21 protein-coding genes and 2 pseudogenes are annotated in these 22,675 nt (G+C 37.4%); 14 read left to right on the top strand and 9 right to left on the bottom strand.

Features of this window, described 5'->3' with window-relative positions:
• Window positions 1-77: 77 nt before the first annotated feature.
• From HJG58_RS07585 to HJG58_RS07570, 4 genes are all read right to left on the bottom strand, one after another.
• On the bottom strand, window positions 78-1,007 hold the full coding sequence (locus tag HJG58_RS07585) for a LysR family transcriptional regulator (RefSeq protein WP_170248443.1): 930 nt from the start codon (window positions 1,005-1,007) through the stop codon (window positions 78-80).
• 132 nt (window positions 1,008-1,139) lie between these two features.
• Window positions 1,140-1,934 (bottom strand): substrate-binding domain-containing protein, encoded by a 795-nt coding sequence (locus HJG58_RS07580; RefSeq protein WP_216076531.1) that lies wholly within the window; start codon window positions 1,932-1,934, stop codon window positions 1,140-1,142.
• Window positions 1,935-2,025: 91 nt separating this feature from the next.
• Complete coding sequence (gene tcuC, locus HJG58_RS07575) at window positions 2,026-3,336, bottom strand: MFS transporter (protein ID WP_170248442.1); 1,311 nt, start codon at window positions 3,334-3,336, stop codon at window positions 2,026-2,028.
• 277 nt (window positions 3,337-3,613) lie between these two features.
• Window positions 3,614-4,543 carry a LysR family transcriptional regulator gene (locus HJG58_RS07570; RefSeq protein WP_170248441.1) on the bottom strand — a complete coding sequence of 310 codons (930 nt, stop codon included), beginning with the start codon at window positions 4,541-4,543 and terminating at the stop codon, window positions 3,614-3,616.
• A gap of 792 nt (window positions 4,544-5,335) precedes the next feature.
• Here HJG58_RS07570 and HJG58_RS07565 point away from each other — a divergent pair.
• The 5 genes and pseudogenes from HJG58_RS07565 to HJG58_RS07545 all read left to right on the top strand — a co-directional run bounded on the left by HJG58_RS07565 (window position 5,336) and on the right by HJG58_RS07545 (window position 10,859).
• Window positions 5,336-6,387: pseudogene (locus HJG58_RS07565) on the top strand (Bug family tripartite tricarboxylate transporter substrate binding protein).
• Window positions 6,388-6,441: 54 nt separating this feature from the next.
• Complete coding sequence (locus HJG58_RS07560; RefSeq protein WP_005803309.1) at window positions 6,442-6,888, top strand: tripartite tricarboxylate transporter TctB family protein; 447 nt, start codon at window positions 6,442-6,444, stop codon at window positions 6,886-6,888.
• A gap of 12 nt (window positions 6,889-6,900) precedes the next feature.
• Complete coding sequence (locus HJG58_RS07555; RefSeq protein ID WP_170248439.1) at window positions 6,901-8,400, top strand: tripartite tricarboxylate transporter permease; 1,500 nt, start codon at window positions 6,901-6,903, stop codon at window positions 8,398-8,400.
• Window positions 8,401-8,449: 49 nt separating this feature from the next.
• Entirely contained in the window at window positions 8,450-9,496 is a 1,047-nt protein-coding gene (locus HJG58_RS07550; RefSeq protein WP_170248438.1) for an AbrB family transcriptional regulator, read from the top strand.
• Between the two features lie 109 nt (window positions 9,497-9,605).
• Window positions 9,606-10,859, top strand: a complete 1,254-nt coding sequence (locus HJG58_RS07545) for a DcaP family trimeric outer membrane transporter (protein ID WP_170248437.1) — start codon at window positions 9,606-9,608, stop codon at window positions 10,857-10,859.
• A 102-nt stretch (window positions 10,860-10,961) separates the two neighbouring features.
• Here HJG58_RS07545 and HJG58_RS07540 read toward each other — a convergent pair whose 3' ends face one another.
• Window positions 10,962-11,570, bottom strand: coding sequence for a LysE family translocator (locus tag HJG58_RS07540; RefSeq protein WP_170248436.1), 609 nt, complete (start codon window positions 11,568-11,570; stop codon window positions 10,962-10,964).
• Between the two features lie 255 nt (window positions 11,571-11,825).
• On the opposite strand from HJG58_RS07540, the gene HJG58_RS07535 reads away from it, so the two are divergent.
• The 4 genes from HJG58_RS07535 to HJG58_RS07520 all read left to right on the top strand — a co-directional run bounded on the left by HJG58_RS07535 (window position 11,826) and on the right by HJG58_RS07520 (window position 15,796).
• On the top strand, window positions 11,826-12,698 hold the full coding sequence (locus tag HJG58_RS07535) for a LysR family transcriptional regulator (RefSeq protein WP_170248435.1): 873 nt from the start codon (window positions 11,826-11,828) through the stop codon (window positions 12,696-12,698).
• A 369-nt stretch (window positions 12,699-13,067) separates the two neighbouring features.
• On the top strand, window positions 13,068-14,054 hold the full coding sequence (locus tag HJG58_RS07530) for a DUF1852 domain-containing protein (protein WP_000031350.1): 987 nt from the start codon (window positions 13,068-13,070) through the stop codon (window positions 14,052-14,054).
• A gap of 21 nt (window positions 14,055-14,075) precedes the next feature.
• Window positions 14,076-15,119, top strand: a complete 1,044-nt coding sequence (locus tag HJG58_RS07525) for a methionine synthase (RefSeq protein WP_017400049.1) — start codon at window positions 14,076-14,078, stop codon at window positions 15,117-15,119.
• Between the two features lie 185 nt (window positions 15,120-15,304).
• A complete protein-coding gene (locus tag HJG58_RS07520; protein ID WP_000249487.1) occupies window positions 15,305-15,796 on the top strand; it encodes a flavin reductase in 492 nt (163 codons plus the stop codon).
• 56 nt (window positions 15,797-15,852) lie between these two features.
• Here the strand turns inward: HJG58_RS07520 and HJG58_RS19160 are convergent, their stop codons facing one another.
• Complete coding sequence (locus tag HJG58_RS19160; protein WP_063098176.1) at window positions 15,853-16,269, bottom strand: NF045616 family extracytoplasmic (lipo)protein; 417 nt, start codon at window positions 16,267-16,269, stop codon at window positions 15,853-15,855.
• A 691-nt stretch (window positions 16,270-16,960) separates the two neighbouring features.
• Between HJG58_RS19160 and HJG58_RS07510 the strand changes: the two genes are divergently transcribed.
• Window positions 16,961-17,512, top strand: a complete 552-nt coding sequence (locus tag HJG58_RS07510) for a TetR/AcrR family transcriptional regulator (RefSeq protein ID WP_171545255.1) — start codon at window positions 16,961-16,963, stop codon at window positions 17,510-17,512.
• On the opposite strand, the gene HJG58_RS07505 is transcribed toward HJG58_RS07510, so the two are convergent.
• Together HJG58_RS07505 and HJG58_RS07500 are read right to left on the bottom strand one after the other, a co-directional pair.
• Entirely contained in the window at window positions 17,509-18,807 is a 1,299-nt protein-coding gene (locus HJG58_RS07505; protein WP_170248433.1) for an ImmA/IrrE family metallo-endopeptidase, read from the bottom strand. The two genes, HJG58_RS07510 and HJG58_RS07505, sit on opposite strands and share 4 nt — an antisense overlap.
• A 100-nt stretch (window positions 18,808-18,907) precedes the next feature.
• Window positions 18,908-19,213, bottom strand: coding sequence for a darcynin family protein (locus HJG58_RS07500; RefSeq protein WP_170248482.1), 306 nt, complete (start codon window positions 19,211-19,213; stop codon window positions 18,908-18,910).
• Between the two features lie 375 nt (window positions 19,214-19,588).
• On the opposite strand from HJG58_RS07500, the gene HJG58_RS07495 reads away from it, so the two are divergent.
• Window positions 19,589-20,191 carry a hypothetical protein gene (locus tag HJG58_RS07495; protein WP_170248432.1) on the top strand — a complete coding sequence of 201 codons (603 nt, stop codon included), beginning with the start codon at window positions 19,589-19,591 and terminating at the stop codon, window positions 20,189-20,191.
• Window positions 20,192-20,366: 175 nt separating this feature from the next.
• On the opposite strand, the gene HJG58_RS07490 is transcribed toward HJG58_RS07495, so the two are convergent.
• On the bottom strand, window positions 20,367-20,696 hold the full coding sequence (locus tag HJG58_RS07490; RefSeq protein WP_170248431.1) for a darcynin family protein: 330 nt from the start codon (window positions 20,694-20,696) through the stop codon (window positions 20,367-20,369).
• 121 nt (window positions 20,697-20,817) lie between these two features.
• Here HJG58_RS07490 and HJG58_RS07485 point away from each other — a divergent pair.
• The 3 genes and pseudogenes from HJG58_RS07485 to HJG58_RS07475 all read left to right on the top strand — a co-directional run bounded on the left by HJG58_RS07485 (window position 20,818) and on the right by HJG58_RS07475 (window position 22,355).
• Window positions 20,818-21,416, top strand: a pseudogene (locus HJG58_RS07485) (TetR/AcrR family transcriptional regulator).
• Window positions 21,417-21,485: 69 nt separating this feature from the next.
• Window positions 21,486-21,770, top strand: a complete 285-nt coding sequence (locus HJG58_RS07480; RefSeq protein WP_170248430.1) for a hypothetical protein — start codon at window positions 21,486-21,488, stop codon at window positions 21,768-21,770.
• A gap of 9 nt (window positions 21,771-21,779) precedes the next feature.
• The gene (locus HJG58_RS07475) at window positions 21,780-22,355 is read left to right on the top strand and encodes a hypothetical protein (protein WP_170248429.1); all 576 of its coding nucleotides are present in this window, start codon (window positions 21,780-21,782) and stop codon (window positions 22,353-22,355) included.
• The last annotated feature ends 320 nt before the right edge of the window (window positions 22,356-22,675 follow it).

The following is a 22,675-nucleotide window of genomic DNA, read 5'->3' as shown; positions in this document are numbered from 1 at the left end:
TAATGTAGCTTTAAAAGGGAAGGCGAAGTGAGAGGCTAGGCTTGAATAGGTGTTTAGTAAAAATAAACACTAATGGCTTAAGTGTTTATGAGCTCCGCACCGGGCCAGCGCTTTTCGTTAATCAAGTTTGCTACACAGGCACGAATCACCACCTTCGTGGCTAAGGTGGCAGGCGAGAGTTCTTCTTCAGAGAGACTAATTAAATAGTTAATACGTTCAATGGCAGGTTCTACAACGCGTAGCAAACATAGGTCTTGCCGCGAGTTTAACGATGCACCCGCAGGTTGGATGGTTGCCATTTCGAGTTGGCTAATGCTTTCCATTAACAAATGCAGCCCATCAATTTCATATGCCACTTTAAGCTGATGAATTTGCTGTTCGAGCAACAAGCGCAGTCCATGTCGTTGACTCGGTAAAATCAGAGGGAGTTCTTTAAGCTGTGAATGATTAATGGTCTGAGTGTCGATACAGTTTTCAAGATCGTACTGACTCAGCACTTCTTTAGGCGAGATTAAAAACATCTGTTCTTTGACTAAAGGCTGTATAGCCCACTGTGGGTCAACATCATCACTAAAGATGATGGCAACATCGAGCTGCCTTGCATTCACCAAGGCTTTGAGATCACCTGATAAACCTTCAATTAAACGGACTTTAATGTCGGGGTAACGGTTTCTCATCAGTTTTAAAAAGTGTGTGCCAATAACTGCTGCAACACTCGGCGAAAAACCGACGGTGACGTGACCACTTAAACGCGAAGAATGCGCAGAGTCTACAGCATGGTCTAGGTGTCTAAGTGCCAGTTGCACTTGTTGAAAAAAAGCTAAGCCCGCAGGGGTGGGAACCGTACCCAAAGCGGTACGTTGTAAAAGGCGAATGGAAAGTTCACTTTCTAATTTTGAGATTTGCTGGCTTAATGCAGAAGTTCCAATATCGAGATTTTTTGCAGCTTTACCCAAGCTTCCTGACTCGATCACTGCAATAAAATACTTTAATTGTTTCAGTTCCACGGCAAATACTACATTAACCTTTATGGATTAATTCTACACTGGTTTGTCGCTATAGTTTTTACTCTATTGCTTTGAGTAAACTGGCAATAGAGTAAAGGCAACATCACCTCAAGATGTTGCCTTTTAGAGCTTTTATTCTTTAACCTGCTCAAGACCCTGTTCTTCAATAATTTGTGTTGCTTGTGGCGATTTCACAAATTTAATTAACTCTTTTGCGACTTTTGCATGTTCCGAGTTTTTACCAATGCCTGCCGCAAATACCGTCACTTTTTGATAAGGTGCAGGGATTGGGCCGACTAATTCAACTTGACCATATTTGCCTGTAAAAGGTTTGATTTCACTAATTTGCTGGAAACCAATATCAAACTGGCCTTCGGCGATACGTTTTGCAACGCGATCACCAACTACTTTTTCTGCCTTACTCGAAATTACTTTGTACTTGACAGGCGGGAAGCTTGGGAAAACATCTTTTTCAAGATGCGTACCGCTCGCACTTGCTGAATAGCCGATGTGCTTGGCATTTAATAAAACTTTTTCAAATTTTGCCGCAGAGCTAATATCTGGTTTTGGTGCACCTTTAGGCACAGCCATACCAATGCTTGAATTCACTAATGCACTTTGTGAATTTGGGTCTACATAACCCTTTTCTGCGAGCTTGTTGAGTTCAGGAGCAGCCAAGACCACCACATCAAAACGTTCACCACGATCGAGTCGATTTGGAATTGCAGTCGGTGATGCACCCATTGATGAACCAGACGAGAGATGCACGGTATGGCCTGTTTGTTTTTCAAATAATGGAATGAGCTTTTCCATAGATGAATAAAAACCACCTGAGCTAATTACTTCTATAGTATCTGCGTTAGCAAGAGTTGAGCCTAAGCCAGCACTAGCTAGGCAAATGGTCATGAAGATAGGGGACTTTTTCATAGTATCTCGCTTTAATGACAGGAGAACACAGTACGGAGATTTAAGATCTGCCGTACTGTTCATTAAAATTTCAGGTTAAGTAGTAGTTGTTTTAAGCGCTAATTTTTGCAGGTTCAGCAATCGCGTCAGTATTTTTCTGTTTAGAACCCCGGCATAGATACAAGCTTGAGATGAGGCTACAGACCGCAGCAAGCATGAGCCAGAAAGCAGGGGTACTTGGGTTGCCTGTGTTTTCGACAAGGAAGGTACAAGCCATTGGGGTCATACCACCAAAAATAGCGGCTGCAAGGCTGAAGGCTAAAGAAAAACCAACTGTACGCACACGTTTCGGCATCACTTCTGCAAGCGTTGCGACCATGGTTCCGTTGTACATACCAAAGAAGAACGAGAAGTAAGCAAGCGTAATTAGAAGGTTTGAGAAGCTAATGTTGCTCACTAACCAATTTAAAACTGGATAACTTGTAAAGAGAGCAAGTGTGGTAATACCGACTAGAACTGGACGGCGACCAATTTTGTCTGAAAGCAAACCACCCATTGGTAACCAGAAGAAATTAGACAAACCAACAAACACTGTTGCTAAAAGGCTGTCTGTTACTGACATTTCTAAATTACGTTTTGCATACACTGTGGTGTAAACCGTAATAAAGTAGAACGTGGTCGTCGTCATTGCACTCATCATCATGCCTGCAAGGACGATGCGCCAGTTGCTCGCCAGTGTGCTAAAAATTTCTTTTGTTGAAGGATGGGTCTTTTGCGATTTAAAGTCTTCAGTTTCCTCTAAAGTACGACGGAACAAGAAGATTAACGGAATAATCAAACAACCGATCAAGAACGGAATACGCCAGCCCCATTCACCCACTTGAGCCGTAGTTAAGATGGTGTTGAGCCAGTAGCCAAGTAATGCAGCAAACACAACAGCAACTTGTTGGCTGCCAGACTGCCAGCTTGTGATAAATCCGCGATTTTTATCTGTTGCAATTTCTGCTAGATAAATAGAAACACCGCCAGATTCAACACCTGCCGAGAAGCCTTGTAATAGACGTCCAATCACCACCAAAATCGGGGCAATAATACCTATGGTTTCATAACCTGGTACAAAGGTAATTAAGATGGTTCCGATGGCCATAAGACTTAAAGTAACAATAAGACCCTTACGTCGACCAACTCTGTCGACATAAGCGCCCAAGAAAATAGCGCCGAGAGGACGCATCAGAAAACCCGCAGCAAATACGGTAAATGTCATCATTAAAGAGACATATTCATTTTCAGAGTGGAAAAATTTTGCCGCGATATAAGTGGCATAGAAACCAAAAAGAAAAAAGTCGTACTGCTCTAAAAAGTTGCCACTTGTTACATTTAATATTTTTTTAAAAGTAGCCCTACGGTTATTCACGACATCCATTGGAGACCTCCTTGGCCTGACAAAATGGAAACATTCACGATTTTCGAGGCTGGACCTAAATTGATTCAATCAATAAATCTAAAGAGCAAATGGGTTAGAGATGAGATTTAGCGAGGTCCTTTGCAGAAAATGTGATGCCTTGTTTCCAGTTCAAACTACACATCTATATTTCGATAAGCAGCAAACCACTTATCATTCGGACGAAAATGTAATCTCAAAAAGCAGGAGGGAGTGAGAGGGCAAAATTAATTAGGTATTTAATAAAATTAATGACTCTTTATAAAATAATTTCCGAACATGGCCAAATCTGGTTTTGAATCAAATCTTTCACGCAAGCCTTAATGGCTGACTTTGCGGCAAGTGCGGCAGGTGATAATTCTTCTTCGGCAAGGCTTACCAAGTAATTGATTCGTTCAACTTCAGGGTCTATTAACTTGAGTAATTGAAGCTTATGTTTGTACTCTTGTAGACAAGCGCTACCTGGGCGGACACTGGCAAGGTCGAGGTGAATTAGACTGTCCATGAGTAAGTGTAGGCCATCAATTTCATAGACGACATTAAGCTGACCAATCTTGTGCTCAAGCAACTTTCTTAAGCTATGGCGTTGACGTGGTAGTACTAAAGGAAGGTCTCCAATTTGTTGAGACTGAATCACACCACTTTTGATGCAATCGGCAAGACCATATTCTTCTAGCACTTCCTTGCGTGCCATTAAATACATTTGCTCGCGTACCAAGGGTTGAATCGACCACTGTTTATCAATTTCATTGGTAAAAATAATGGCGATATCGAGCTGACGGGAGTTAATGGATTGAATTAGATTACCCGATAGCGTTTCCACAATCTCTAAACGAATATCTGGGTAACGTTCAGACATTAGTTTCATTAAAGGGATACCAATCAAAGCAGTAATGGTCGGTGGAAAGCCAAGGCTGACATGTCCAGATAGTCGTGCAGAATGAGCAGCATCTACCGCGAAGTTCACTTGACGTAAAATAAGTTGAGAATGTTTTAAAAAGGCGAGACCTGCTGGAGTAGGGGTTACACCAAAGGCATTACGCTGTAATAGGCGAATGCTTAGCTCTTGTTCTAATTTACTAATTTGCTGGCTAATAGCAGAAGCACCCACATCGAGTTTTTGGGCAGCTTTACCAATACTACCTGCTTCAACCACAGTCAAAAAATACTTTATTTGTTTGATTTCCATAATAAATGTGTTCGCTCATCATCCTTGATTTAATTTGTACAGATATGAAGGATTGGGAAATCTATCATGTGCTTTAATATTAACAGCAATCCATAAAAAAGATCTTTAATTTGATATTCTAAAAACAATAAAAACGATCTTTTTCAACTTTAATATTAAAATTTCTCCTCTAACTTTTATTTATTATTACGATAAATTTACCCTTAAATTTTCAGTCTCTCCCATTCTCTTTTCTTAGAGTTTTAACCTATTTAATTTTACTAATGCCCCCTTTAATTTATTGGTATCACGATGTTTTCTTGATCTGTGCTTTAATCTTTTCAAATGAGAAAAGGAGAGCATTAAATGCATGATGCATTAAAAAATATGATGGATTTTCAAATTATGAAGAAGATTAACTGATTCAATAACTATTGGAAAAATATATGAGTATTTCGCTCATTTGATCAGAAGGGAAGATTGGGTAAACAGGGTTATTTATTTGAACATTAAACGTTACCCATAGCATGGATATGCAAAAGACAACACAATGGATTATTTTTTACTATCTTATTGTTATTCATCAGTATTATTTAACCGTAGCATTCTTAGATATTTCTGCAAAGGTTTTAATTCTCATTATAGATCTGGTGATTGTCCTAACTTTCCCTCTCCTTAGCTATTTCTTTCAGACGATTGATTCGTAATTTTTATAGTAACGCTGCATTACTGAAGTTCGCTGTGAAAAGCGCATTTCAAACATAAGACCAAAACTAAAAACCAATAAGCATGATTGTGCCAAGGAGGTCGATTATGGAGATTGGTAAAAATCAAAATATGAATAGAGCAAACGTTATAAGGATGTATGTAACATGAAAAATTTAACTTTACTCGCATTAACATGCGTCAGTGTGACAATGGCTGGGTGTGGTTCAGGAAATGCTTCTAAAGAGGCGGGTCAGCCAAAACGTCCGGAATGTATAGCCCCAGCTAAGCCGGGTGGCGGGTTTGATATGACCTGTAAACTGATTCAATCTGGCTTTAAACAAACAGACCAGCTCAAAGATCCAATACGCGTAACCTATATGCCGGGTGGGGTAGGTGCCGTAGCCTATAATAAGATCGTAAACAGTGATCCTGCGAATAATAATGCCGTGGTTGCATTTTCCACTGGTTCACTCTTGAACTTAGCACAAGGAAAATTCGGACACTTCACTGAAAAAGATGTGAAATGGTTGTCTGGCGTCGCCGTCGATTATGGTCTGGTTTCGGTACATAAAGACTCACCATTGAAAAACCTTGATGACTTGATGAAAGCACTCCGAGAAAACCCAAAAGCACTTAGCTTTGGTGGTGCCGGAAGTGTGGGTGGTCAAGACTGGATGCAAACAGCAATGTTGGCAAAAAAAGCAGGTATTAGTCCTGCCGATTTAAGATTTGTTGCACTTGAAGGCGGTGGGGAAGTGCTGACTTCATTACTGGGGCAGCATATTCAAGTTGGGGTAGGCAATATTAGTGAAATCAGTTCATACCTAGAGTCTGGTGATATTCGGGTATTGGCAGTTTTTGCTAACAAGCGTTTAGACGGAAAGTTCTCAAAATTACCTACTGCAAAAGAGCAAGGCTATGACATTGAGTGGCCGGTGATTCGTGGTTTCTATATGGGACCAAAGGTCAGTGATGAAGCTTATGGTTGGTGGAAAAATGCCTTCGATAAAATGATGGCTAACCAGAAATTTGATGCAGTCCGTGAAAATCAGGATCTACTCCCATTTCAGCTGACAGGTGAAGAACTCACTGCTTATGTTTATAAACAAACCGCGGAAATGCGGCAGTTATCGCAAGAATATAAATTATCACAATAACAAATCGGCTGGGTTGAGAAGCTATTTTTCAGCTCAGTTTTTTTCTGAGGATAGATGATGAAATCTGAACGGATTCTTACCGCCATTATTACGGTTTGTGGGTTATTTTTGTTGATTTATGCGAGCAATTTTGAAGCCCCAATTTCCTACGATCCAGTGGGCCCTAAAGCTTTTCCTATTTTATTAATGGGCTTAATTACAGCGAGTGCAGCGTATCTCACTATTCGACCGGCCATTATGTTTGAGCCCGTGGAATTGGGATGGACAAAACATCTAGTCGTTAAGTTAGCGTTATGTGCGGTGGCTTTAACGCTATATGCATTAGTTTTTGAATGGCTAGGCTTTATTGTTGCAACCCTGTTGATGACCATTGCAGTGGGCAAACTTTTCCATGGCAAAACCATACCGGTTTTGGTGACAGGTTTGGTACTGAGCATGAGTACCTACTATATGTTTGACCGTTTCTTGGATGTGCCGTTACCACTTGGATTTTTTGGTTAAGGATGACCCGCTATGGATGTATTAAGTTTTTTAATGATGGGGTTTGAGGTTGCTTTACAACCACAGAATCTTTTAATTGCTTTGATTGGCGCATTTATTGGAACAATTGTTGGCTTATTACCGGGTTTAGGTCCAATTAATGGTGTGGCAATTTTATTGCCGTTTGCTTACGCTTTGGGTTTACCCGTAGATAGTGCCTTGATTTTATTGGCAGCAGTGTATTTAGGCTGTGAATATGGCGGACGTATTTCAGCGATTCTGTTAAACGTCCCCGGAGATGCTGGGGCCATTATGACCACGTTAGATGGTTATCCATTGGCACAGCAAGGTAAGGCAGGGATTGCATTGTCTTTGTCATCGGTCAGTTCCTTTGTTGGAAGTACTGTCGCCTTTATTGGGATTGTTTTGTTTGCTCCTATACTGGCGAAATGGGCAATTGCGTTTGGTCCCGCTGAATATTTTGCTCTGATGGTCTTTGCAATTGTGTGTTTAACTGGTCTGGTCAGTACGCAGCCTTTTAAAACCTTAATTATGGCACTCATGGGCCTAGCACTTTCAACTGTGGGAATGGATGCAATTACAGGTGTATATCGCTTTACCTTTAACAGTGTGGGGTTAAGTGACGGAATTGCTTTTACTACTTTGGTTATTGGCCTATTTAGTGTAAGTGAAATCCTATTAATGCTCGAACGTACGACAATTGGTAAAGTTGCATTGAAGCAAGGCAAACGTACCTTGTTTAATCTTAAAGAACTATTCAGTTCATTGGCTACCATTATCCGCAGTTCAGTGATTGGTTTCTTCTTGGGCATTCTTCCTGGAGCAGGTGCAACAGTCGCAAGCGCGATGGCCTATACCACTGAACGTAAAATGGCAAAGGATAATAGCAAGTTTGGTAAAGGTGACTTACGTGGGCTTGCTGCACCAGAAAGTGCGAATAACGCAGCGGCTTGTGGTTCATTTGTACCTATGTTGACACTAGGTGTGCCGGGCTCGGGAACGACAGCGGTCATGATGGGCGCCTTGCTTATGTACAACATCGCACCAGGTCCACAGTTATTTGTTCAGCAACCTGTATTGGTGTGGTCACTGATTGCATCGCTTATGGTGGGTAATATCATTCTATTGGTATTGAACTTGCCATTGGTAGGCTTCTTTGCCCGCATGCTGAGTATTCCTAATTACATTTTGATCCCGATCATTGCAAGTGTAAGTTTTGTTGGTGTGTATGCTATTCATAGCAATATCTTTGACTTGCTGTTATGTATGGGCTTGGGTGTGTTTGGATATATTCTCAGAAAATTTGATTTTCCCTTAGCTCCATTAATCTTAGGTTTTGTACTTGGCGAATTAATGGAATCGAATCTGCGCCGTGCACTTTCAATTTCTCAAGGGGAACTTAATGTCTTATGGAGCAGTAACATTAGTATAGGACTTTGGATCATGTCAGGATTATTATTGATCTTGCCAATCGTTCGTAAGTACTTGTTTATCAAAAAACAGCAAGCTTAATAGGACAACAATAATAGTCAGCATTCGTTGACTATTATTGCTCAGAATTATGGAAAAAATAAGCTCAAATCTCAAAGGATTAGCAATTGCTCTTGTCGGAGCTTTAATTGCCAAATATTTGCATATTCCCTTGCCTTGGTTGCTTGGACCTCTATTGACGGCCTTATTGTTCGGTAGCGTTGGTCATCCACTTGCTTGTGATCCCCATTGGCGACGCATAGGGCAGGTCATTATTGGTATGGCCTTAGGCTTATACTTTACACCAGCCTTGGTACAGGCAGTGGCGGCATATTGGGGCTTTATTCTAATTGGGTTGGCATGGTCACTTGTGTTGGGTACGTTGCTGGCTGGATTGCAATATCGAGTTAATGCCTTGGATTGGGCAACTGCATGGTTTTCTTCTGCGATTGGTAGCGCCAGTGAAATGGTGAATATTGCAGAACGATATCAAGCTCAAGTCGATAAAGTCGTTGCTGCCCATAGTTTGAGAATTGTGATTTTGGTTGTGCTGGTTCCAATTTTTATGGAGCTTTATTTTCATGTTGAATGGACTGGTTTAAAGATACCAGTGTCGGATCAATTTAGCTTTTTTCAGGTTGTATTGCTGTTTTGTCTGGCTCTGTTTGTGGGTCAGGTTTTTCAATTTTTTAATCTTTTGAATGCTTGGATTTTGGGACCACTTGCCATTATTGGGTTGTTGTCATTTTGCGGAATACTTCAGATGAAATTGCCTGAGTGGTTTACTGCCTTTGGTCAAGTCTGTATTGGCTGGTCATTAGGTAGCAAATTTCCATTTAGCTTTTTAAGGAAAAATAAAAAATTTATTGGAATCACACTGATATTCAATTTACTGGCTTTAGCGTTATCGATCAGCGTTGCTTTATTACTGGTAAATTTAAGTCATACAGAAAAACAAATCTTGATTTTAGGGCTTTCACCCGGAGGCATCGCAGAAATGTCACTGATGGCTAAAGCTCTCGGACTCGCAGTACCCATCGTCGTTTCCTTTCAACTCTCAAGATTAATTTTCGTCATTCTCACTACACGCTTTTTTTATCAATACAGTCTGCAATTGTTTTTTAAATCTAAAAAGTAACTAAGACATTTTTAAAGAGCTGAAAAGCTATTTAAGGGGGGATTATATCTACAATTTTTGTAAATGGATGAACAGCACGCTTTATTTAAATAAAACAAAGGAATGCAAAATGAAATTTAACTCAGCTAAGACAGTGTTAATCGTTAGCTTGACCACGATTACTACATTTACCCATGCCAATCAGAGCAGTGAACTTGAACAGTTACGTGCAGAAGTGAATGAACTCCGACAAATGCTTCAGGCTCAGCAAGCAATACCTACAAATAGCGTACAGGTTCCACACGTACCTACGGCAAGTGTTATCACGCCGCCTGAAAAAAATACTCAAGCTATATTCAAATGGCAAACAAAATCAGGTGCCGATGTTAATTTGTATGGTTTTGTTCGTGCTGATACTGCCTATCAATTTGAAGGTGCGAAAGGTATGTTTAACCGCATTAATGGTGTATTACTAGAAGGTGATCCTGATAAAAAATCGACTGAAGATCGCTTGGATTCGACCGTAAATGCCTCTCGTATTGGTCTAGATTTTAATACTGCTGTAGGGGAAAAGACGTTAAAAGGGAAAATTGAAATAGACTTTCGTGGTGGGACAAATAAAGACAATGCCCGTCTGCGACATGTTTATTTAAATTATGATCGTTGGTTGATCGGTCAAACGACGTCTACTTTTCTTTCAACTGAAACAGCACCAGAAATGCTAGATTCAAATACCGCATTAGGTGGAGGTACCAATCGTAATCCAATGGTGCGTTATTCAGGGCCAATCAATACATCAACCTCTTATTTCTTAAGCTTAGAAAAACGCAATGACGAGAACCGTCTGCCTTTATTGGCGAGTAAATTGAAATATGAATTTGCCACGGACAAAGGTGTAATGACTGCACGTGGTTTAGTTCAGGAAGTCCGTCTACGCAATGAAAATGATGAAACTAAAACGGGATGGGGTGCCGCATTAGGTCTTCGCTATAAAATCACGCCATCCTTATTATTTAATAGCAACTATTCGCATGTTTCTGGAGACAATAAGTTATTACTGGCAACTTCAGATAATGTCCGTCATATCCAAAATAGAGATGATGTCGAATTAATTGATTTTGATGCATTTCAATTGGGTCTTACTTATCAATTTAATGAAAAGCTAAGGGGCACAATAGGTCATGGTGCATTGATCTATGAAGATAAAGACCTAATAACCAAAGATGCCAATAAAAAGTTACAACAGAGTTGGGCGAATCTGATGTTTAAACCCAATAAACCACTAACTTTTGGGGTTGAATATGTCTATGGTGAGCGTAACACTGTCAGCCAGCAAGTAGGAAAAGATAAGCGTATAGAGATGATGGCGAAATATGAATTTTAGATCAGCGCTTATAGGGTTAAGTCATGTAATGTCTTAATCTATTGACCAAAATAAGCTAAAGCGATGTTATGTATTTATTATCGCTTTAGCAATCAAGTGCCTCTACTGAAACTTAGTAAAAAGCAGAATTACACCTAATACACATAAAATTGAACCAATCACCCTATTAATCTGTACTTGCTTGGCTAACATTTTCTGTCTCAGTAGCATGGATGAAAACAGCGCAGCCACCAGTGAAAACCATACAAAATGGGCAAAAGACATAAAAAAGCCATAAGCCAAAAGAATAGTTTTAGGTGTAGTTAAACTCACAATTTGCGTATAGGTACTAATCACAAATAGCGTGGTTTTTGGGTTGAGGGCGTTGGTAAAAAAGCCGTATTTTATGGCTTGCAAAGTACCGATAGAGTTTAAAGCCGCAGTGTCTAAAACTGGTTTTTGAGTAAAGGTTTTATAGCCAATGTAGATCAGGTAAAGCGCACCAATGTACTTAACAATATTCAAAATTTGTGGCGTATAAGTCATCACAAAGGCAACGGCAACTAACGTATAGGTCACATGCACCAACACGCCAAGCGATATTCCCAGTGAAGTGAACACACCTATTTTTCTGCCGTACAAGTAACTATTTTTAGTCACAATCGCAAAGTCAGCGCCGGGGCTAACCACCGCCAAAATCGTAATGAGAATAACCGCAATAAACTCTGCCATTATCTTGTGCCCTCGCTGAAAACGAGGGGATTAATCTGTACTTTTTGGAATCTATTTGAGAGGAGAGCTGTTTTGCTTAAAGCTGTTATTCTTTTCGTGAGAAAGATTGGGGCTTTACATTTGTGAAGATAGATATAGATATTCAATATGTTTTTCATCATCTAAAATGGGGTTTAATAAAGATGATTTTTATTTTGAACAGAAATCTAAAAATAAAAATCGATAAAAACGACTACACATTTATGAGTTTTTGGAATGATTGAAAGAATATCGCTGAATTCACTAAAATTTTTCTATTTTGTGGCGAAGTATGGCAGTGTGACTTTAGCTGCAAAGAAATTATTTGTGACGCAAAGTGCGGTTAGTAAACAGATTTATAATTTAGAAGAAGCTTTAAATACGGTTTTATTCGAGCGAAAAAATAAAACACTCGTGATGACTGAGCAGGGTGAAACTTTACTGAGTTGTTGCCATCAAGTTTTTGGTCAACTCGATGAATGTTTAATACAGCTAAGCCAGCCTAAAACTCACAACAAGCAACTGGTCTTGTCGTGTGAACCGACTCTTTCAATGAAATGGCTCATTCCTCGGTTATCAAAATTTAAAAAGCTTGGTCATGATTTTGAGGTTGTGCTACTCACAGCAGGCGGCGTGGTCGATTTTGAAAAAGATAATATTGATATCGCAATTCGCAGAAATGACTTTGATTGGGGAGAGTATATTTATAGCGAAAAGATTGCCGATGAATATATCGCTCTAGTTCAAGCAACCAAACCATCGGAAACCAACGACGTACTGATCTCGACCTCTAGACCCAATTTTTTCAAAAACATGAGCCGCATTGCTGAGTTAAAGCAGAGTTTAAAAGGCTACGCTAAAGTTGAACTCGAACATTTTTATCTATGTTTAGAAGGTTGTTTGGCGGGACTTGGCGCAACGGTCATCTCAATTTATATGATTGAAAAAGAGCTTGAGTGGAACTTACTGAAAAAAATTTCACCTGTTGTACAAGATAATTCAGCCTATTTTTTACTTTCTCATAGCGCTTTTGAGGAAGATTCACGTAAAACCATATTTTTAGAATGGCTAAAAACAGAGATGAATGAAAGTCAGCACACATTACTTTAGCTTGATTCTTTTTAACTTGAATTTTTATTATTAAGTATTTGAAAATTATAATTAATATTTGAAATTATTAGGGTGCCGTGTGAGCGCCGTATCTTGAATTTCTGTTGTCTAAGATTCTCTAAGATGAAAAATATTTAACTTCATACTTATTTATTAAATCCTAAAACATGAATTTCACTCAGTTTGTAATGAGACTAAATCATTTTTATTCACGTTCTGATTGCGGTATAAATCTATTCATGCTCTGAAGCGCTCCAGTAATTCACTTTGATAAGACCATAAGGCACAAATCTGACAAGTCTGGAAAGTTTAAAAAGAGCAAAAAGTTTTTATTTAGGTTTTATCTCAGAAATTAGGGTACTGATCACAATGAGTAAAGAATTTACATTTACGATTAAGAGTATTTGTTTCGATGAGAACTATCGTCCAGCAGACAATACACGTATTACAACCAACTTTGCTAACTTGGCAAGAGGGATGAGCCGCGAAGAGAATTTGCGCAATACATTGCAGATGATCGACAATCGTTTCAATGCCTTAGCTCATTGGGACAACCCTAAAGGCGACCGCTATGGCGTTGAACTCGAAATCATTTCAGTTGAAATGAACATTGATGCCGAAAACCGTACTAGCGGGCTTCCTCTCATCGAAATATTGAAAACCAATATTGTTGATAAGAAAACCAATGAACGCATCGAAGGTATTGTAGGTAACAACTTCTCGTCTTATGTACGTGACTATGACTTTAGTGTGCTGTTGTTAGATCACAACAAAAACAAGTCGACTTTTAGCACGCCAGAAAAGTTTGGTGAATTGCACGGTAACTTGTTTAAGAGCTTTATTAACTCTGAAACTTACAAAGCCAACTTTAAAAAGGCACCTGTGATTTGCTTAAGCGTTTCGACGACTAAAGAGTACCACCGTACTGAAAACGAACATCCAGTTTTAGGTGTTGAATACAAGCAAGAAGACTATTCACTCACTGATGAATATTTCCAAAAAATGGGCTTAAAAGTTCGCTACTTCATGCCGCCAAATAGCGTTGCGCCGTTAGCGTTCTATTTTACAGGCGATTTGTTGAGTGATTACACCAACCTTGAGTTGATTAGTACGATTAGTACGATGGAAACATTCCAAAAGATTTACCGTCCTGAAATTTACAACGCAAATTCAGTGGCTGGAAAATCTTATCAACCAAGCTTGAAACACGAAGATTATTCACTTACTCGAATTGTGTATGACCGTGAAGAACGTAGCCGTTTGGCTATTGAGCAGGGGAAGTTTGTTGAAGAGCAATTTATCAAACCATACCAAGCGATTCTTGAGCAGTGGTCTGCGAATTACGCTCCTAATTAATCAACATACGGGTCATTGATCATGAAAAAATTATTACCGACTTCAACTGCTGGCAGCTTACCTAAACCATCTTGGCTTGCAGAACCTGAAAAGCTTTGGTCGCCTTGGAAACTTGAAAACGAAGGTTTAGCCGAAGGTAAAAAAGACGCGTTACGTTTGGCGTTGCACGAACAACAACTTGCTGGCATCGACATTGTGAGCGATGGCGAACAAACCCGCCAACACTTTGTGACCACGTTTATTGAACACTTAAATGGCGTAGATTTTGAGAAGCGCGAAACAGTTCGTATTCGTGACCGTTACGATGCAAGCGTGCCATCTGTTGTAGGTGCGGTGTCTCGTCAAAAGCCTGTGTTTGTTGAAGATGCGAAGTTTTTACGTCAGCAAACCAATCAACCAATTAAGTGGGCATTACCTGGCCCAATGACTATGATTGATACGCTTTACGATGGTCACTACAAGAGCCGTGAAAAACTTGCTTGGGAATTTGCCAAAATCTTGAACCAAGAAGCGCGTGAGTTAGAAGCTGCTGGTGTAGATATTATTCAGTTTGACGAACCTGCATTTAACGTATTCTTTGACGAAGTAAATGACTGGGGCATCGCGACTTTAGAGCGTGCAATTGAAGGTCTAAAATGTGAAACTGCGGTCCACATTTGCTACGGTTACGGCATTAAAGCCAACACTGATTGGAAAAAGACACTTGGTTCAGAATGGCGCCAGTACGAAGAAGCTTTCCCGAAACTTCAAACGTCTAACATTGATATCATCTCGTTAGAATGTCACAACTCACATGTGCCTATCGATTTACTCGAACTCATTCGCGGTAAAAAAGTAATGGTCGGTGCAATTGATGTTGCATCTAACCAGATTGAAACACCAGAAGAAGTGGCTAACACATTGCGTAAAGCGCTTCAGTTTGTAGATGCTGACAAGCTTTACCCTTGCACAAACTGTGGTATGGCGCCTCTTTCTCGTGAAGTGGCACGTGGCAAGTTAAATGCTTTAAGTGCAGGTGCAGAAATCGTTCGCCGAGAACTGACTGGTTATGATCTTACTGCTTAATATTTACCAATAAGTGGTATAAAGGGTTACTTTTTTGATGGCAGTTGATAATCAAACAAGTAACCCTCATTTTACTTACTACATGTCGCTCTAATCAGATCGCATGTCGATAGTACCTTCCTGATGGAGTTGGGCGGTATAGCAAACACACAGGACAAGGTACGGTTCAATTTAGGAATAATGTCATGGTTCAAGCAACAGACTTTAGAAATGCAATGTCTTTACTCACAAGTGCAGTTAGTGTTGTGACTACGGCAGGCATGTCTGGCCGTTTTGGATTTACTGCCTCTGCTGTTTGTAGTGTGACCGACACACCTCCGACATTATTGGTGTGTATGAACCAATCTGCGAGTTCACATGCACATTTCCTAGATAACAAAATCTTAACTGTGAATGTTTTAGGCGCGCATCATGAACATATTTCAAAAGCATTTTCATCTAAACTCACACCAGAAGAGCGCTTTAAACATGGCGCATGGATTGAGTTAGAAACGGGTTCACCTGTGTTAGACGATGCTTTGGTGAGTTTCGATTGTGAGATTGAGCAAATTCAACAAGTCGGCACACACACAATTTTTATATGTCCGATTGTGGCAATTAAACAAAGCCAACATGACCAAAGTTTGGTTTATTTTAACCGTGCTTATCACCAAGTGGGACAGACAGAGATTGTCTAATCTCACTTTCCGTTTTGTTGTTTCTGAGATAGCGAAATGAGGGCCTACGAACAAGCCTATTTACAAGTTGTTTCACCAGGTTCAGGTTCTCGGATTTCTAGCTTATTGTTATGTTCTACTACACAAATACGTGTATCGAAAGTTTTGTATATATCCAAAGTAATGTCATAAGCTACATTCTTTTCAAACGCCTTTAGAGGAATTTTTACACAATCTTTCTCTTCTATTGGCAAAGGAACATTTGAATATTCTTTCTCATAAGTGCTTTTGTAGCCATTTGTATAGTCAGCTTTCGCCACAAAAATCAAAAATTTATTATCAAAGCTATAATTCGTTTTTTTAGGGTTATTGGTAAAGGCACATACATAATCTTGATGTAGTGTAACCTCTAATGGAAGAGGGCCTTGGCTACAGCCATTCAATAAACACCCAGTGGTTAATATTAAAATGGACTTTGAAAATAGTCTTATCATTTATGTTCTCGTAAAGTTCTAAAAAATATTTAAATTCAAAAAGTAAAATTTATGAGGTTTAGCTTACCGTATCTGACTCTTTTTAAAAAATTAATAAATACAATTAAATATAATATATAAAATAATAATTAAGTTAATCTAATGAAAAACAATAAGAAATTTAAATACTTGTCATAAAAGCTACATTGACACCTCTCAACTCTCAGATTATGCTTTGCGTGCTGGCCACATTGCCAGCCGGCTTTGACAGGCTGATCTTTGAGAACATTGAAAAAACACGTTTTTTTGATGTAGACCCACTCGTCTCCCTTTTTGTAGCGGTAGGACGGAAGGGGGACGCCTTTGTGCGTGCTGGGTTCTCGAAGCCAGTCTGTCAACCCTCTTTCGTTCTGCCACCATAATTCCAAATGAATGCTTTGGCAGAACTCCCAAAATCAGGAGTTGGCTATGCACATCCATTATTTCTTGGCAGCGGCTGCCAAAAGTTATAACGACACAACTTAAAAATTTAAAGCAGCTTGAACGCCATAAGGTTTTCAGGCCTTCGTCATTTTTACTTAAAACTTAGCAAAACAAAACTTGAGATGTGCCAAGCACCGTCTTACGGCTTTGCTGTGCCTTTTTTTCTCCCAAAAAGGGCACAGGCTTTTTATCTCATTTAGAAACAACAAGAATTTATAACGGTAAAACTATGCCAACTTTAGAAATATCTTCCAAAAAATTACAGGTTGTTCAAACCGCCATCCAACTCTTTACCACGCATGGATTTCATAGTGCAGGCGTAGATCTCATTATCAAAAAATCCAAAATTCAAAAAGCGACGTTTTATAACTACTTTCACTCGAAAGAACGCCTTGTTGAAATGTGTTTAATCTTTCAAAAAAGTCGACTCAAAGAAGAAGTGCTGGCAATTGTCTATTCACACCGCTACCCAACCGCAGCCGATAAACTCAAAGAAATTGTCCGCTTACATGTCGATGTGAATAGTCTTTACCATCTTTTGTTTAAAGCCATTTTTGAATTAAAACTGCTTTATCCAAGGGCTTACCGCATGGCGATTGAATATAGAAAATGGCTACTTAAAGAAATTTTTGATCTAGTCTTTAGTCTGGAAACCAACAAACTCAAACCCGATGCCAACATGGTTTTAAACCTAATTGATGGCTTGATGCTACAGCTTTTAAGCTCTAACAGTTTGAATGAACGGGATGTGGTATTGGAGCGGTTTTGGGGGAGGGCCTAGAACCGATCTATATATGACCTCTTTACCTTATTGGTAGAAGTAGGTTGAAAAGCAAATTGAGCTAAAGCTAATTCTGTTAGTCTAATTTTCATCGTTTCTTGGGAAACGTTAAAAATTTCAGTCAAAGGTAAAATGATTCTTCTATAATTTTCAAAATTACATGGTTGTGAATCAATGTAGAGTGGTGAGAATCCTCTATTTCTGATGCCGTAATGTTGTAAATAATAGTTTAAAGTTGCTTTTAATCGATTTTCAGGCAGTAGTAAGCAACCTGCAAAATAATTTGCTTGAAATTCTAGTCGATCAATATTTTTGGTAATTTCTATATCTATAGAGTGAGATTCCATAGCTGGTGAAAAGTTCTCTGAAATTATATATTTGCTATGGTTAAGAAAAATATGTGCTATTTCATGTGCTTTTGCAAAATTAATCTGATGTTGAGAAAAGAAGGTAGTTCCGAAAATAGTAATAGTTTTTAATTTAGTTTCTAGCTTACCAATAATATTGGGGTGTTCGGGAGTATCAATCTCAATAAGTTTATAACCTAGAGTATTTATTATTTCATTTAAATCTATCTCATCGTTTTTATAAAATTTATCAAATAAGTTTTCTGCAAGGATACTTAACTCTTTTTTAGATTTATAAGGGATAGTTTTAGAGTATGAATTTACACGGTGTTGTGTGAAAAATTCTTTTGGAGATACATCTTTCTGCAAAGAAAGGAAATCATAAATTAAATCTTTTGGAATGCTTGTAAAGCGTAGTGGTGTCTGAATAAAGATATTCGTAGCAGAAATATCTTGGAAATTTTCTGAAGTGAGTGCATTACTTATGATTTCATCGTTATTCTTTATTCTATTAATGGTTCGATTAAGAATAACTTCATGTTTTTCTTGAGTATTTGTGATTCGCCAAAGGCCAATTTTTCTATTTTTTGCAACATTTAATGCGCTTTTTTGGAAGCCGTGTGTGGTAATGAAAATAGCTATAATATTATGTAACCCAACTTGCGAAACTTTAGCAGAAAATTCTTCAATATCATCAACAGGAACATTGTTTGAATAATTTTTACATTCAATCAGCATAGTAATGTAGGGGGTTGGTTGATCAAATAAGTAAACTTCAATAGCTACGTCGAAGATAATGTAATCCTCTCGATCTTTTGAATAATATTTTTTCTGCTTGTAAATTTTAGTGTGACTTGGATTAAGCCCCATATAACCTTTTTGGATTAGAGCTGAAATGTAGTTAAAAACAAAATTTTCAAAAGCATCGCCTTTCTTTTTAGTATTCATGTATAAAAAAGTGTTGAATTTTTTTAATCATATATAAAAATCAGTAATTTGGCTATGTCCATAGAACAACCTAAGACCTGATTAAGGGGAACCAAAACTTTTATAAAGAACTTTCATATTCCACATACCCATCTTCAATTGCAGGTATAATCTCTACAAACTCAAAGTAGGGCACTGTACAAAATTCAGAGTCTCGAATCGCATCAATCACAAAATAATAATCTTGCAGAGATGACGTCTCAAACACAGCAATATCACTCGCTTTAGTGCTAAACGCTTCAACGTCATACCACCGAACTTTTACAGTCGGGTACTTCTCAAAAATAGGTCCAAGCTTTTGTGTACTAAACTCAGCTCGCTTTTCACGAGCTAAAGCCAACCAAGCAGGCAAAGCTCTTAAATGAATAAAAAAAGTATAGGTTCAGGGTATAATTTGAGGATATTTTAGAGGTGACAGTTCGCATTAAAACATTTATGAAATACTTCTGCTAACAATATTATTTAGATTATTTTAATATTTAAAATAATTAATTAAAATGTAGTTTTTTTAAGCGCTTTTGTGATTTTTTTAAATAATTTTTAATTTTAATTTAATAATAATTTTATTGTTTTTTATTTGTAATTAGTGTGGAGTGAGATATTTACTTATAGATTTGCTATGTTAATCTATTTTATATTGTGATGAGAATTATTTTATACTAATCATAATGATAAAGTTTAAAAAAATCTAATCATAATAAATATCTTACTAATTATTAAAAAAGTATTATAGGAATAATATATGACAAACTTCGTTAATGTTCTAAGTGAAATGAAAAAGCACTACCAAAATAATATTAATAATGGTGTGGCAATACCATATTATCCTAATTTGGTTGAAGATTCTTTAGGTTTAATGGAGGCAACAAATAAGTATCTGGTCGCTGATGATAGTGAATTAGCAGATAATTCTGTTCAAAGTAAATTGAATGATTTACAAAATCAAGCAAAGGATTTGTCTACAAATACTGCTTCAACTATCGAAGAAGAATTAAAAAAATCTGCTAAAGAGCTGAAAGATAGTGGTAATTCTGATAGTTCACACTCAAAATTTAAAGATAAACTGAATAAAATTAAAGAGGATGCTAAGAAGAAAGCAAATGATAATATTGAGAAGATTTTTGCAGAAGCAGAAAAGATTGGTAATACTTTTCCTGTAGCTCAAAACCTTATCATCGTTGCAGCACAAAAAATTAGTGATTTAATTAATGATTTATTTACTAGGTTGGTTGATTATATTGTTAAAATTGTTTCAGATATTATTGTATGGATAAAAGGTGCTTGGGATTCTATTGTTAGTACTTTCAATAATATTAAAACATGGATTTTAAATTGGTTTAAGTAAAATAGATTATTTGTAATAACACCATGACCCTGAAGTGGTAATGGTGTTGTTTTTTGAATATTTTTTTATTTTTAGTAGATTTAATTTTATATGTTCTTACAAATTTTAAAAATTTATTGTAATTGTTTGAAATTGATATGTAATATCTGTTTTTAATTAATTAGACTAATAGAGTTTATAAAGAACTTTTATACTCCACATACCCATCTTCAATTGCTGGAATAATCTCTACAAACTCAAAGTAGGGTACTGTACAAAACTCAGAGTCTCGAATCGCATCAATTACAAAATAATAATCTTGCAAAGATGTCGTCTCAAACACAGCAATATCACTGGCTTTAGTGCTAAACGCTTCAACGTCATACCACCGAACTTTTACAGTTGGGTACTTCGCAAAAATAGGTTCAAGTTTTTGTGCACTAAACTCAGCCCGCTTTTCACGAGCTAAAGTCAACCAAGCAGGTAATGCTCTTAAATGAATAAAAAAAGTATAGGTTCTAGACATAACCACTCCATGACTGGGCTGAGTTGTAGTTCAACTGAAAAGACAGCATTTACTTGTCAGATCAATATGACTCAGTCAGTATATGAGTGATTACTCACATTAAATACTCGCATTTCGGCCCATGTCAGAAACCCTCCCAGACCCACGAAAACGCCCGCGTCAAGCACGCTCAGTGGCTACCTTTGAAGCTATTTTAGAGGCCGCTGCTCGCATTTTAGAGTCTTTAGGCTTTGCTGGATTTAACACAAATGCTGTGGCTGAGCTTGCTGGCGTAAGCATTGGTAGCCTATATCAATATTTTCCATCTAAAGATGCTTTAATCGTTGAGTTAATTCGACGTGAGCGCACTAACTTTCAAGTCGTATTGTTGAAGCCATACAGCAAAGTGATGCCGCAGACTTAAAAGATAAACTAAAACTCATCATCCAAACTGCTGTGCAACATCAATTGAGCCGTCCGCAATTGGCACGAACTCTAGAATTTGCTTCTGAACTGATTGGAAAAGACATTGAGGAAAGTGAGCATCAACACGAGCTTGAAACCATAATTTCTGACTTGTTTATGTGTTCTGGCACTTCACATGCTCAGACAGCCGCACAAGATGTGATTGCGTTAAGTAAAGGAATGATTAATGCGGCAGGTATAGCAGGGGAAAGTGATTTAAGAAATTTACAACAACGAGTTGAAAAGGCTGTATTTGGTTATTTAGAGCTATATTAAAAATTATTAATTTTGCTATAAAATAGCATTTTTTATTTTATTAAATAATTATATTTTATTGGGGAAATTATGAAAGATGAAATTATGAGTAAAGCAGAGGTAAGCGCATTTACCTCAATTTTCTTAGGTTTGGCGGGTTACTCTATTTTTATTTTTTATCTCCTTGCTAAAAGAAGTAAAGGAGTAAATTACATTGATGATTTATCTTCTTTTAATTATAACGTGTCATATTTAATTTGTTTTCTTATTTTTATAATAAGCAAGTTTTTTAAGGAAAATAAGAATATAGCGAAGTTTATACCATTTTTAACAGGGATTCTTTTATCTGTGATGTTCTTTATTGTTGTTTTATAGGGGATAGTTGTGATTTATAAACTTAAAATGTGGATCTCTACTGAGGTGGTTGATCCATTTTTTTCATTACATTCGTATATTTATAAAAATTTTGTTCTTGTCCTTTCCTTAAGTTTTTGTCTAATCGTACTACTTTGTGCTCTTAACCCAAGTATAGTTTTCACTCCTAAAAAAGAGGTTTTTGTTGTTTATGAACCTGAATTTTATATTAAACATGGGCGTATGACATCACTGATAATAAAAAGAGGCAATAAAATTTTTTTTATTAATTGTGCATATTTTAGAAATGAGAGTGGTTCATTTTGTGAATTATATAAGCCTAGAAAATTACTTAATTTAGAAGGAAGTTTTTTGCCTTATCCTTCAATATTTCCTAATGGTAATAAAATTGTAGCTAGCAGTGTTCGCTTTGAAGATGAAAAAGGTAGTGTAATTATTTTTTCAACAAGTGAAGAAAAGATTGCTTCTTGGTGGAATTGGGTTATGTTCCCCACCTTATTGATGAGGTATTTAATTTTAATTTGGCTAGTGGTAGTTGTTTCAATATTACTTTTAAAATTAATTAAGTATAAGAAAGAAACCTAATTTTATTTAAAAGAGGTTTTACCTTCCTGTTGAGTTGAAAGATAGATGTAAAAGAGGGCTGGTATTTTATTTTTAGATTTACTGCAAACTCATCTATTGAGCTTGCAGTAAGTTTGTCTTGTAAATATTACTGAAACAAAGCCAGCTTCAACTACTCATTCTGCCCACTGAGATGGCTTTTGTTTGAAATAATTTCAATTGTCGCTTTTCTTCGAAAATACTTAAACTTATCAGCTTAACGCACTACCAGTTTGGGAGTTAGGTACTGCACTTTAATTAATATTGAATTTAATTAGGATTTTATTAGTTTTACTAATTAA

This window comes from Acinetobacter geminorum, assembly GCF_013009345.1.
GTDB lineage: Bacteria > Pseudomonadota > Gammaproteobacteria > Pseudomonadales > Moraxellaceae > Acinetobacter > Acinetobacter geminorum.
The sequence above is the reverse complement of the archived record's forward strand: the minus strand, read 5'-3'. Positions and strand labels throughout refer to the sequence as shown.

Bases quoted from the DNA above. Each gene is read 5' to 3' on its own strand.
- HJG58_RS07555 (WP_170248439.1), top strand. From the start codon at position 6,901: ATGGATGTATTAAGTTTTTTAATGATGGGGTTTGAGGTTGCTTTACAA.
- HJG58_RS07525 (WP_017400049.1), top strand. From the start codon at position 14,076: ATGAAAAAATTATTACCGACTTCAACTGCTGGCAGCTTACCTAAACCA.
- tcuC (WP_170248442.1), bottom strand. From the start codon at position 3,336: ATGGATGTCGTGAATAACCGTAGGGCTACTTTTAAAAAAATATTAAAT.
- HJG58_RS07490 (WP_170248431.1), bottom strand. From the start codon at position 20,696: ATGTCTAGAACCTATACTTTTTTTATTCATTTAAGAGCATTACCTGCT.
- HJG58_RS07570 (WP_170248441.1), bottom strand. From the start codon at position 4,543: ATGGAAATCAAACAAATAAAGTATTTTTTGACTGTGGTTGAAGCAGGT.
- HJG58_RS07505 (WP_170248433.1), bottom strand. From the start codon at position 18,807: ATGAATACTAAAAAGAAAGGCGATGCTTTTGAAAATTTTGTTTTTAAC.
- HJG58_RS07495 (WP_170248432.1), top strand. From the start codon at position 19,589: ATGACAAACTTCGTTAATGTTCTAAGTGAAATGAAAAAGCACTACCAA.
- HJG58_RS07530 (WP_000031350.1), top strand. From the start codon at position 13,068: ATGAGTAAAGAATTTACATTTACGATTAAGAGTATTTGTTTCGATGAG.
- HJG58_RS07545 (WP_170248437.1), top strand. From the start codon at position 9,606: ATGAAATTTAACTCAGCTAAGACAGTGTTAATCGTTAGCTTGACCACG.
- HJG58_RS07510 (WP_171545255.1), top strand. From the start codon at position 16,961: ATGCCAACTTTAGAAATATCTTCCAAAAAATTACAGGTTGTTCAAACC.
- HJG58_RS07560 (WP_005803309.1), top strand. From the start codon at position 6,442: ATGATGAAATCTGAACGGATTCTTACCGCCATTATTACGGTTTGTGGG.
- HJG58_RS07480 (WP_170248430.1), top strand. From the start codon at position 21,486: ATGAAAGATGAAATTATGAGTAAAGCAGAGGTAAGCGCATTTACCTCA.
- HJG58_RS07520 (WP_000249487.1), top strand. From the start codon at position 15,305: ATGGTTCAAGCAACAGACTTTAGAAATGCAATGTCTTTACTCACAAGT.
- HJG58_RS19160 (WP_063098176.1), bottom strand. From the start codon at position 16,269: ATGATAAGACTATTTTCAAAGTCCATTTTAATATTAACCACTGGGTGT.
- HJG58_RS07535 (WP_170248435.1), top strand. From the start codon at position 11,826: ATGATTGAAAGAATATCGCTGAATTCACTAAAATTTTTCTATTTTGTG.
- HJG58_RS07580 (WP_216076531.1), bottom strand. From the start codon at position 1,934: ATGAAAAAGTCCCCTATCTTCATGACCATTTGCCTAGCTAGTGCTGGC.
- HJG58_RS07540 (WP_170248436.1), bottom strand. From the start codon at position 11,570: ATGGCAGAGTTTATTGCGGTTATTCTCATTACGATTTTGGCGGTGGTT.
- HJG58_RS07550 (WP_170248438.1), top strand. From the start codon at position 8,450: ATGGAAAAAATAAGCTCAAATCTCAAAGGATTAGCAATTGCTCTTGTC.